Origin of the sequence: Peribacillus simplex, assembly GCF_030123325.1 — a bacterium.
Taxonomy (GTDB): Bacteria; Bacillota; Bacilli; order Bacillales; family DSM-1321; genus Peribacillus; species Peribacillus simplex_D.
The window spans coordinates 2,064,349-2,076,571 of record NZ_CP126106.1 but is presented as its reverse complement, the minus strand read 5'-3'; the positions used below and the strand labels follow the sequence as shown (position 1 = coordinate 2,076,571).

The 12,223-nt window shown below is 38.0% G+C and carries 9 protein-coding genes and 3 pseudogenes; 1 reads left to right on the top strand and 11 read right to left on the bottom strand.

All coding sequences use genetic code 11. The annotated features are described in order from the left end of the window. From QNH43_RS09915 to QNH43_RS09865, 11 genes and pseudogenes are all read right to left on the bottom strand, one after another. Complete coding sequence (locus tag QNH43_RS09915; RefSeq protein WP_283917684.1) at positions 1-1,017, bottom strand: NADP-dependent oxidoreductase; 1,017 nt, start codon at positions 1,015-1,017, stop codon at positions 1-3. 10 nt (positions 1,018-1,027) lie between these two features. Next, on the bottom strand, positions 1,028-2,041 hold the full coding sequence (locus QNH43_RS09910) for an NADP-dependent oxidoreductase (protein ID WP_275732205.1): 1,014 nt from the start codon (positions 2,039-2,041) through the stop codon (positions 1,028-1,030). 266 nt (positions 2,042-2,307) lie between these two features. Beyond that, the gene (locus QNH43_RS09905) at positions 2,308-2,640 is read right to left on the bottom strand and encodes a hypothetical protein (RefSeq protein WP_283917683.1); all 333 of its coding nucleotides are present in this window, start codon (positions 2,638-2,640) and stop codon (positions 2,308-2,310) included. A gap of 209 nt (positions 2,641-2,849) precedes the next feature. Continuing rightward, on the bottom strand, positions 2,850-4,262 hold the full coding sequence (lpdA, locus tag QNH43_RS09900) for a dihydrolipoyl dehydrogenase (protein ID WP_283917682.1): 1,413 nt from the start codon (positions 4,260-4,262) through the stop codon (positions 2,850-2,852). A gap of 42 nt (positions 4,263-4,304) precedes the next feature. Continuing rightward, positions 4,305-4,547: pseudogene (locus QNH43_RS09895) on the bottom strand (2-oxo acid dehydrogenase subunit E2); the annotation flags it as partial. A gap of 168 nt (positions 4,548-4,715) precedes the next feature. Further along, positions 4,716-5,774, bottom strand: a complete 1,059-nt coding sequence (locus QNH43_RS09890) for an alkene reductase (RefSeq protein ID WP_283917681.1) — start codon at positions 5,772-5,774, stop codon at positions 4,716-4,718. 14 nt (positions 5,775-5,788) lie between these two features. Beyond that, positions 5,789-6,637, bottom strand: a complete 849-nt coding sequence (locus tag QNH43_RS09885; RefSeq protein ID WP_283917680.1) for an alpha/beta fold hydrolase — start codon at positions 6,635-6,637, stop codon at positions 5,789-5,791. 110 nt (positions 6,638-6,747) lie between these two features. Further along, positions 6,748-7,323 carry a TetR/AcrR family transcriptional regulator gene (locus tag QNH43_RS09880; RefSeq protein WP_283917679.1) on the bottom strand — a complete coding sequence of 192 codons (576 nt, stop codon included), beginning with the start codon at positions 7,321-7,323 and terminating at the stop codon, positions 6,748-6,750. Between the two features lie 447 nt (positions 7,324-7,770). Then, positions 7,771-7,953, bottom strand: a pseudogene (locus tag QNH43_RS09875) (DUF6366 family protein); the annotation flags it as partial. Between the two features lie 485 nt (positions 7,954-8,438). Then, positions 8,439-9,713: pseudogene (locus tag QNH43_RS09870) on the bottom strand (IS110 family transposase). 177 nt (positions 9,714-9,890) lie between these two features. Further along, positions 9,891-10,742 carry a LysR family transcriptional regulator gene (locus QNH43_RS09865; protein ID WP_283917678.1) on the bottom strand — a complete coding sequence of 284 codons (852 nt, stop codon included), beginning with the start codon at positions 10,740-10,742 and terminating at the stop codon, positions 9,891-9,893. Between the two features lie 195 nt (positions 10,743-10,937). On the opposite strand from QNH43_RS09865, the gene QNH43_RS09860 reads away from it, so the two are divergent. Beyond that, positions 10,938-12,188 (top strand): MFS transporter, encoded by a 1,251-nt coding sequence (locus QNH43_RS09860; protein ID WP_283917677.1) that lies wholly within the window; start codon positions 10,938-10,940, stop codon positions 12,186-12,188. Positions 12,189-12,223: the final 35 nt, after the last annotated feature.

Sequence of the window (12,223 nt, the reverse complement as noted above, 5' to 3'; positions counted from 1 at the left end):
TTATGTTGTTTCTCCCTCTTGTATAGTCATAAGAATCTTTCCTTGAGCTTTCCCTTTTGCGATTTTGGCAATAGCTTCGTTCACTTGCCGAAAAGCAAATGTCGAATCAATGGTTGGTTTGATGCCCGCTTCATCAATCCACTGGGTGATGTTTTTTAGTTGTTTGCCATTTGGCTGAACATATAAGAAATCATACGTTTTCCGTTGAAGATGTGCCGCTATATCAAACGGCATTCCGATCACACCGAAAAGAAGCCTCTGCAACGTTGAAAATCCGCCATGCTGAATTGCAAAACGTGCATTTGGACCAGCATTTAATGACAATAATTTTCCGCCAGGTTTTAAAACACGCAATTCTTTCCTGAACTCACTTGCACCACGGGTATCAATCACGTAATCGAAATCTTTCAGCACCTCAACATAATCTTGCTTCTGATAGTCGATGAATTGGTCAGCACCAACGGATAGCGCTAAATGACGAGATGATTCACTACCACTGACAGCTACAAAAAGCTTCTTTGATCTCGCAAACGGAATTGCAATCTGCCCAAATCCACCTGTTCCACCAGGAATGAACAGTTTTGCGCCAGGTTTCACGTTCAGTACATCGAATGCTTGAACAACTGTCAAAGCCGATAATGGAATGGCAGCCCCTTCTTCAAAAGTAAGATGTTTTGGCATTTTCGCAACGTTATTTGCATCAGCAACAACATATTCTGCAAAGGCACCCATTGTATCTAGTGGCATTAACGCATATACTCTGTCGCCCTTTTTAAAGTCTGTCACCGCTTCGCCAACCGATTCAATCACACCTGAAAGTTCATTTCCGAGTGTCAACGGAAAATCATAGTGGTCAAAAATGCGCACCTTTCCGGTAATAGCCAATATAAGATGTGGGTCAACGCCCGCCACATTTGTTTTGATTAACAATTGATGTTTGTTTATTCTTGGAATAGGCACATCGTTGATGTGAGCTTCTAGCTTTTTCGAGTAGCTTTTTATTTGGACTGCTTTCATCATGTTCCCCTTAAAAATTAATAATCACTTTCCCTTTTGGTCGTCCATTTGCGACTAGTTCTAGCGCTTCATTTACGTTGTCTATGGTAAATAGTGTTGGATGAATTGCTGGAACAATGTTATTTTCTTCAATGATTTTGGTAATCTCTTTGAGTTGTGCGCCGTCAGAACGAACGAAGATAAAATGGTATTCCACGTCGTGTTTCTTGGCTTTGTGGTCATACTTTGCGCCAGCAATGGAAAATAGCTTTTGTTTCCACAATGGAAAGTTTCTGTCTTTTCCAAAACGTTTATTTGGTCCTGTACGGAGAGAGAGCAATCTTCCGCCCGGTTTGATGATACTCAATTCATTGTCAAATTCTTTAGGACCCAGTGTATCAATCACGTAATCCACATTCGCCAACAAGTCAACATAGTTTTCTGTTGTATATTCCAAATATTGGTCTGCACCAATTTCCAAAGTGCGTTCGCGTGCTTCTGAGTTGCCACTAACAATGACATTTAGACCCATTGCCTTTGCGATTGGGACAGCCGTTTGACCAAAGCTACCCGATCCACCTGGAATGAAAACAGATTTACCAGACTGTGCTTCAAGTTCTTCATGTAGACCTTGATACGCTGTGAGTCCAGCTAGTGCTGCAGCAGCGGCTTCCACGTAGGACAAGTTTTTTGGCATGGGTGCAATTGCAGCAGCGTCAATTGCGGCATATTCCGCAAAAGCACCAATTTTTTCTAGTGGGAGACGTGTATAGATGGCATCTCCAACGTGAAAGTCTGTCACATTTTTTCCGACTTTTTCGATAACGCCTGCCAATTCATTACCAATCGTTAATGGGAATTCATAATCTTGAATCAGTTTCACGCTACCTGTGATAATCAACATTTCGAGCGGATTGACCGCCGCAGCTTTGACCTTTACCAAGACTTCGTTATCATCGATTTCTGGAATTGGAATGTCATTGACTTGGGCATGGATATTTTTTGAGTACTTGGTGATCTGAGCTGCTTTCATGAGTGTTTTCATTTTTTCATCAGCATCCTTACGTTGAGTTACATTTATTAGGTTTCTTTACCTTATTTTTATTATTTTCACTGTCTACTTGCCATAATCGAATTGAGCTAATTCTTTTACAAGGTAGTGATAAACTTCAGGACCTTGTTCACCAGCAATTTCATTCCCCGCCTCATCTACGTATTGGGTGACTAACGTCCCTCTACAGATGGTTGAAGATCATCGTTCTTTCATCTTGCCAGTGAGAGAATAGAGGAGTTAGCAATTCCCTCAACTTCCTAACTGTTTGTGAAACCTTGATTTTTTATATAAACTATACTTCCCCCTCTTGAGATTCTAATTCTTTCATATCGTAGGATATCCGTATAATCCTTGCTTCCGATACCAAAGAATGTTGTAGGATCTGCTTCATTCAATGGAGCACCTTCTTTAAGCCGTTCTACTAAATCCGGATTAGCTAATGACCATGCACCGACTGGTACCATATCAGCAAGACCATTATCAAGATCGACACTAAGGTCTTCTAGAGCCCGTCCAGCTCGATTGACTAATAATGGATTCGTCCAAATTGAACGAATTTCACGTAGCAGTGTTTCTTTTCCAAGATGCATGACATGAAGGTAAGCTAAATCGAATTGAGCTAATTCTTTTACAAGATGGTTGTGAGTTATTATTGAACTCCCCGTTAATTCAATAAGAATAAAGTGATTTTACGACTGAGACCATATTTTAGTTATTCAAGAAAAGGGCGCTTTTCTGGAGTATAGATTGCATAATTTACTACTGTTTGAATTGATTGGTTCGGTACATAATCCAATAATTATTTAATGATATGAATTGGGGTTCCAAGTGCAACTTCGGCAGCTTCCATTGTCATTTCTCCAAGTGTTGGATGGGCATGGATTGTCATAGCGATGTCTTCTGCAGTCAATCCTGTTTCAACAGCTAAACCTAACTCCGAAATGAGATCTGATGCATTTGCTCCGGCAACTTGCGCTCCGATAACAAGTCCATCTTCTTTACGAGTTACAAGCTTAACGAACCCGTCTGTGCTGTCAAGTGACAAGGCACGTCCATTTCCCGCATATGGGAATTTCGCAGCTACTACTTCAATACCTTTATCTTTTGCTTGTTGTTCAGTATAACCTACAGTTGCAAGCTCAGGATCTGAAAATACGACTGCTGGAATGCCTATATAATCAATTTCAGATGGATGTCCGGCAATCGCTTCAGCAGCAATTTTTGCTTCATAGAATGCCTTATGTGCTAATTGTGGACCTGGAACAACATCACCTATTGCATAAATATTAGGAACATTCGTGCGGCATTGCTTATCGATTTCAATAAGTCCACGGTCTGTCATTTTTACGCCGGCTTGTTCAAGACCTATTTCATCCGTATTCGGGCGGCGTCCGACCATTACAAACACATAATCAGCGTCTATTTTCTTTTCTTCGCCTTTTACCTCAAAGGTTACAGTGACGCCATTTTCTGTTTCTTCTACACCTTTTGCCATTGCTTTGGTATAAAATTCTACACCTTTTTTCTTCATACTCTTCGTAACAACGGCTGACATTTGTTTTTCAAAACCTACGCCTAAAATTTCATCTGCACCCTCTAAAATCGTTACTTGGGTACCAAAGTTTGCATAGGCACCGCCAAGTTCGATTCCGATAACACCGCCGCCAATAACAACGATTTTTTCAGGAATTTCATTTAAGCTGAGGGCACCAGTCGAATTTAGAACGCGTTTTGAATATTTAAATGTAGGCAACTCGATTGAACGCGATCCTGTTGCAATAATTGCATTTTTAAAGGTGTATGTTTGAGCATTTTTTTCGCCCATTACGCGTAATGAATTACGGCCTACAAAGAATGCTTCACCACGTACAATCTCAACTTTATTTCCTTTTAATAGTCCTTCGACACCGCCAGTTAACTTTTTCACTACACTAGCTTTCCACTCTTGTACTTTTGAAAAATCAACCTTTACATTCTCTGCTGTAATCCCATATGCATCCGAATGCTTAGCTGTTTCATAGCGGTGACCAGCGGCAATTAATGCCTTTGAAGGAATACAGCCGACATTACAACATACACCCCCCAAATATTCCTTTTCAACAATTGTTACTTTTTGTCCCAGCTGGGCAGCACGAATTGCTGCAACATAACCCCCAGGACCTGCACCGATGACTATAGTATCTGTTTCAATTGGGAAATCTCCAACAACCATTACTTACGCCTCCATTAACAATAGTTTTGGGTCGTTTAATAATCACTTAATATGATTCATTCATTGCTTTCTGCTGTAGCTCCGTCGATCTATTCTGTAGTCGAAGCTTAATAAAAGAGCAAGTACAGACGCTTCTACAATTTCACCATCTCGAACAATTGGTTTTTCAGCAATACGGCCAACCCCAAGAATAGCTACTTCAGGATGGTTAATAACAGGTTTATCCCATTCTCCGCCGGCTGAACAAATGTTTGAAGTCGTACATGATGCACCCTTCATTTCATTTTGGGCATAGGGAAGTCTAAAAAATTCGGTTTTTTACCGTAGTTTTCAATTGCTAAAGCTTTCATTACAATCCTCCACATTTTTATTTAACGCACATGTATCTTTTCATAACGAACCTAAGAAAAAAGATTATGAATATCCCTAGATGGGATATTCATATTAAATAAATTATTTTAAAAAAGGATAATCTGTATAACCTTCTTTTCCTCCTGCATAGAGCGTGTTTTTATCAGGTTCGTTTAGGGGAGCACCTGATTGAATCCGTTCTACAAAGTCTGGATTAGCTAGTACCCAAGTGCCTACTGTGACAACATCTGCAAGATTATTATCTACATCAGACGAAAGTTGATCTAGAGGACGACCTGGACGGTTAACAAGAAGTGATTGATCCCAAAGTTGACGCACATCTTTTAGGAATTGCTCGTTTCCAAAGTGCATTAAATGCAGATATGCAAGGTTAAGCTTATTTAATTCACTTATTAAATAACGATACATCTCAAGGCTATTTTCCCCCTCATCAATGCCTTGCAGGGTTCCTTGAGGAGAAAAACGTATGCCTGTTCTTTCTGCTCCTATTTCATCAACAACTGCTTTAGCAACTTCAATAGCGAATCGAGAACGCCCCTCAATCGTACCACCGTATGCATCTTGACGATGATTGGAGTTTTCACTAAGGAATTGTTGGATCAGATAACCATTCGCTCCGTGAATTTCAACTCCGTCTGCACCAGCTTCAATTGCTGAACGTGCTGCTAAACGAAACTCATTGATAACATCTTTTATCTCAAGCTCACTCAATTCTCTTGGTGTTGGAATTTTTTTCATTCCTTCTGCCGTGAAAATTTCTACACCAGGTGCAATAGCTGACGGTGCAACTGCTTGGCGGTGGTGAGGTGTGTTATCAGGGTGTGATACACGTCCCACATGCATAAGCTGAACAAAAATATGACCGCCTTCACTATGAACTTTAGTAGTTACTTTTTTCCACCCTTTAATATGATTTTCTGTATAAATACCAGGTGTATTAGTGTAACCTTGCCCATCATCTGAAGGTTGGGTTCCTTCACTTATAATTAAACCGACTGAAGCACGCTGACCATAGTACTCTGCTACTAAATCGCTCGGCGTACCATCTGGTAAAGCTCTACTTCTAGTCATCGGAGCCATTCCTATACGATTTTTCAAGTCAACGTTTCCGATACGAACTTTTTCAAATAATCTGCTCATATGAATACTCCTTTTTAATAAGAATTAGAATCAAGAAATGAATTTACGTGTTCTGCAAATAGTTCTGGAAATTGAAACAGATGCCCGTGACCAGAATCAGGATATATAATCAGCTGTGCTTTGGGTAATTTCTCTGTTAAGATATAACTGTTTTTAGTCGGTACCATCACATCATTAACACCATTAGTAACAAGTACAGGGTGTTTGATGTTTTGTAACCATTCATAATCATGATTAGATTTTTGTTTAGCCCATTTTGCAATGGCTTGTAATTGTGCCTCTTTTACTTGTTCCGAACTGTTTACTTTTTTCTGATTAAAAATTCTTTGTAATGAAGCCATTCCTGCAGATTTACTTGTTTCGGTTTGTGCGTAGAAAAAGAACATAAAATCATTTATTCCATCTTCTTCCGTTCCGCCGTGACGATTCATTCTTTCAAAAATCTCTGGATTTGGATTAATACCAGATTCAGGCGAAGTACCTGCCATAATAATTTTTCTTACTAAATCTCCTTCTTGTAAAGCTAGCTCTTGTGCAACCATGCCACCAATGGAAAAACCAAGAATGTCAACTTGTTCTAACCCAAGAGCTTTTATAAATGTTGCTGTATCTTTTGCCATATCAGCAATTGTAGTAGGCGTTAGTCCATCGGTCTCACCAACCCCTTTATTGTCAAATAAGATTACTGGGCGGGTATTTGCAATAGGTTCAAGCATGTTTGGATCCCAGTTTTCCATCGTTCCTCTAAAGTGAACAAGAAATACTACTGGTATACCATCTTGTGTACCAAATTTTCTATATGCGTAACGAGTTCCATCTGCTTCAATAAATTCTGATTCTGTTGGTATTTTAAAGTTTGTCATTTTTGTGTTCCTCCTTAGAAATTAAAAAACGGTTTTATAAGCATGCCTTATGATGGTTTGTTTCATGTTATTTCTAGAATGAACGTTCTAAAAAGGATAAAAAAAGAAAGCTAGTCCAACACTGAAAGTGCTAGAGTGATGATGCCTTCTAATTCTTTTTTATTGTAATTAGTTTTTATTAGTACTCTTATACCCACCAAATTGTTGTGTAAGAAACGAGATGTGTTATCAGAATCGATTTCTTTTGATAGCTCTCCATTAGTTTGGCCCCGTTTTATAAGGTTATTAAACATATCTTCAGTACGGTTAAACATTTTTGTAACTATGCGTCCAATTTCTTTGTCCAGTAAAGATAATTCTATGGCTGCATTTACTGATAGACAACCTTTTGGGTATTGTTCAATGGAATTCAGTATGAACATAAAAACATCACGTATCGTCTGTTTAATGGATGAAGTGCTGCTAATTATCCTTTCCATCTCATTGACGATGAGCTCTTCATAGTGATTAAGGGAAGCTAAAAACAATGAACGCTTGTCACCAAATGTATCATATATACTCCTGCGGTGTATTCCCATATGATCCACCAAATCTTGCATGGATGTTTTTTCATAACCCTGTTCCCAGAAAAGCTCCATTGCTTTTCTTAATACTGCTTTTTCGTCAAACTCTTTACTTCTAGCCATTTTATTTCTCCTTTAAAAAATCCATGAACCAATACTAACAAAAACAAACGTCATAATCCATTATAGAATGAACGTTCTAAAATAAACACATGAATTTCAAACCATGATTAAATAATACCCTTTTTAGAACGATTAGTAAAGAATTATAACTAACCAATAATCCCCAACACATTTGCTACATATCACAATGTTATCCATTAACTTTCACTTAGGGGTACCGCCAAACATTTCTTCTATTCGTTTAGTTTCTTCATGATTGTTTTCTTCCCCTGTTTCAATTAATGGATCAAACTCTTCTTCAGATGCACTCATACCAAATAAACAAGAAACAGCAATTAGAAAAAACCATCTGAGCCCTTACTCAACCAAACTGCCCCTTTAGTTGCATACAAAAAAGGCTGCCACAGCAACCCCTGTTATTGAAGTAAAGCAACCATTACTTGAAGAGAGTGATACAAAAATAAAGCCGATGATGATTAAAAGAATAAGAATTCCCGTACCTTTCCAACCTAAGCTACCAACTAAATCAGCAAGACCTCCACCGTGAATGCTGCTAGAAGGATTTCTTTTTAATTCTTCTTGTCTTAATTTTTCTCTTCTTCTTTCAGGAGTTTCTTTATCTTCCCCCATTTGAACACCCCCTGTATATTAAGCACCAGTCCTTTTAAATTTTACCACTAACAACCATTATCCTTGTTGAACTCCCTCAGTTTGATGCGAATATCTCTCGAATGCTCACTTATTCGCAGGATTTCATAACCCTTGTAATTAGACTTACGGGTAAATGAAATGAGTTCAGGTCAGTTAGGATTCGTGAAGGCATAGTTAAATAAAGGAGTCAGGCTATAACTCCATATTTTACCATATAATGCACATCTCCACGCCGCCCCTGGAGGCTTTCCCTCCCATGTCTCAACGGGTCAATTGCCCTCTCATTCCTTCGTCATGCCTATCCAAGGGGTGGAGGCCAGTTATGCTAACCTGATGGGTCACAGTGCCCTTTTGTTCAAGAAACCTGGTACTCGTACATATTTGAAATCCTACGAATAAGACAACATTCAAAATTAAAGTTAACTATTTTTAATGATACATTCTATATAACTAATGTTTTATTTCTATGCTGCTAAAGGGACTAATACTTGGACTTTATTTGGACAATAAGACTCGTTTCGTCGTGCTATTCCTACAAAAATCCTTGCTAGTTTACCTATCAGTTTCATGATTGATTTCATTTTCTTTATCTTCTTTACCTTCACATTATGGGAATGGACGGCTTTAAACTCAGGGTTATTCATCACAAGGCTCATAGTTGCTAAGTAGAGGAATCGTCGTAGTCTTGACCTTCCACGCTTTGAAATGACAATCTGACCTTTCCATTTGCCTGAACTTGCTTCAGCTAGATGTAATCCCGCATGCCGTAATAGAGAGTTTCCGTGAGAGAAACCACTTAGATCTCCTGATTCACCCAGTATCCCAGCTAATGAAACTTCACTTATTCCTTTAATCATAAGTAGTTTTTTTGAAAATGGGATTTTGTAGAGAACTTCTTTAACTTGTTGTTCAACTCTTTCGAGTTGTTTGACAGCGAGGTCATATTCCTCTAATAATTGTTCTAAATGGAATTTATAAGCATCAAGAGCTTGTCCGGTCCCAATAGAGGATTTTGCTAGATTGATTAGTAATTGAGCCTTCTTGGGTCCTGGTTGTCATTTCATTAAAGACTTCCAACCCCTCATGACATCTAGTGTTTCTAGTGAAGATATTTCATCCGGTGTAGGAAATAAACGAAGGGTTGCGATCGCCCCTTTGCACGTTACATCTTTAAACACTTGTCTGAGTTCAGGAAAGACCACATCCACCCATCGATTTACTTGATTAATAGACATCACGAGACGTTTAACAATCACATCACGATTAGACATTAGAACTCTAAGCTTCTCAAAGGATTCTGATGATGGGTGAATAAAGGAATAGTAGCCGTTTTTGACCATATCCGCGATAACGAGCGCATCTTTTTTATCACTCTTAGATTGGGTATTATCACGATTCTCTTTATTCCTTTTTACTAAGTGGGGATTGACTGTTACAACCTCAATGTTTTGGTTATATAACCATTTTGAAAGGTTAATCCAGTAATGGCCTGTAGGCTCCATACCTACTATTGCTGCATCTAAGTTTTTTAATCTTTTTAAATCATGAATCCATTTTAATAGTTTAAGGAACCCTTCTTCATTATTTTCAAATGTAAGAGGGTCTCCAACTACAATTCCACGGAAGTTAACTGCTCTTGCAACGTGTAGTTGTTGAGCGATATCCACACCAACAATAAGGTGTGTATCGGAAATTCTTTCTATTAGTTGATTTTGTTTGTCTTGCATTTTAAAATTCATAGTAGGGCTTCCTCCTTAAGACTCTGAGTTAGATTGGACTCTATACTCGTATCTTACTGAGGGGCTCTATTTTTTTCAAACCTGATATTTAACAATCTACAGGAATGCTAACCTGCCCCGATAGTTCCATAAGAAAAGAGCTGCCAAAGCAACTCTAAAGATAAAACCCCTTTTTAATTAACCAATCGTCTTTAGAACATTTTTAAATTGTAAGATATGGTTCTGTTCGCCGTCGTTCATCTTATAAACGAAAACGGTATTAATGACATTGTTAAAGCTTAATTTGTAATAGTGAATGTTTGTATAGTTATATAAATCTATAAGCTTAGTATTCAATACTGCAATGGTATTCCTGATTTGCAAAAAATCTTGGATACTGCTGATTGATTTTATTTCCTTTAATTTATATGGTATTTGATTATTCATAAGCCATTCGGTCACAGCTCTTGTATACATACAACCTATACTCAATACGAGCAATGTAATAGGTGTTTCCCAATCAAAATTGATGATATGGTCCTTACTTGAAATGACCTCGAATGTTTCAGTTGCAACGATGTCATAAGTTAAGTCGGGATATTTCTTAATAGGTTCACTAATGAGTGCACAATCTAATTCGGAATTGTGCACTTTTTGGTTTATGGCATTACTGGAATCTACGGCGAAATCCACATCCATTTGAATGTCGTTCATATTCAAAGTATTCGCGATATGGGCACCATAGATTTTCAAGGTTGTATGTGATGTGCCAAAATCCACTTTAGAGTTAGTTTGAAAGGCACCAATGTTTTCTAAAAATTCTTCGTACTCTTGTGAAATAAGTTGAAGATAGTTTTTATACTGTATTCCTACGCTAGTGATTTTCAATCCTTGGGGCGTGCGTTTAAAAACAAGTTTTCCAATTTCCGACTCAATTTTTTTCACTTTAGCCGTAAGGGCGGATTGAGTATAGTTCGTGATTTCTGCAGACTTACTTAAATTTTGACGGTTTAATATTTCAATTTTCAATGCTATTTCTTTGATGTTCATATAGTTTGCACACCCTATAAAAAAAAATTATGAACCCTATCATTTTCCTCCATTTTACGCTTCTGGGCAGTCAGAGTAAACTCTAGTTAGCTTAATAAGTAAGGGAGACTAGATAATGCTAGAAGCTAAAAATAAGAATTTATCCCACCTAATTATTATTGAACGATACATCAAGCATAGGGGGAGAATTTCTTAATGCATACATATTATAAATGGTTAATCGTATTGGTGGCCACGTTATCACAAACTGCAGCAACCTTTGTGACATATGGCATGGGACCCATCGCTGCATTTTATCAAATTGAATGGAATTTAACACCACTTCAAACAGGCTTCATTGTTTCAGCGGTCAATATTGGTCCGATGTTTTCAATGCTGGCGTTCGGTTACTTGATGGATAAAAAAGGGGAAAAACACATTATCGGGTGGGGGAACATTTTATTGGGCCTCTCAGCTTTAACGCTAGTTTTTGTTTATGATTATATGGTATTGCTGCTTTTATTATTGTTGGTCGGTATATGGTACGGAAGTGCTCAAACCGGTGGAAGCACGGCCATCGTAAAATGGTTTCCAAACGAACATAGAGGTCTGGCTCTAGGGATAAGACAGACGGGAATACCGATTGGAGGATCTCTAGCCTCTGCAGTTTTACCCTATACATATTATCATTTCAATTTGTCATCAGTACATGTAGTACAAGGGATCGTAGCAATAATGGGAGGGCTGATCTTCTTATTATTATATAACGAACCAGAAAGAACGAGTGGAACGAGATCAACCTCGGTCGGGTTCAAGGAGAAAATGAATGTCATCAAAAATAATAAGGAGTTATATCCGATGTATATAGTGGGTGTTGTGATGATGTCATTACAGATGATTATCATTGCGCATTTTATGAGTTATTTGCATAACGAAGGGAGCTATTCATTAACAGAGGCAGGAAAATATTTAAGCGTCGTTTTAATAGGTGGTATGGTTGGACGGGTAGTCATCGCATGGGCGAGTGATCAATTCTTTGAAGGTATAAGGGAAAGATTATTGCTTATTGTGATGGCTGTTACCGTAATTCTTACAGTGATGCTGCCACTCATCATGACTGTTCAAATGGAAATCTTGATGCTATTATTTTGTTTTCTTTTGGGTTTTGTAGCCATTGGTTGGTATTCCATTTTTATTGCTTGTATCACAGAGCAATCGGATTCACGTTTTATAGGGTTAACGGTGAGTTCAGCATTGACATTAAATCAATTATTCATTGTCATAGCACCCTCTTTATTCGGTTTAGTCGTTAATCTATTGAACAGTTATCAACAAGCCCTATATTTGGCCGGAATATCTGTAGCTTTGGGAGCGATTAATTTATACAGAGTAAAAATAAAAAAAAGAATGGATCATGGGATCACCACAAAGTTTGATCAAATTAATACAAACAACCTTGATAAATGAATAAATAGAAAGGGCATGTTTTGAAAAAGATTAAT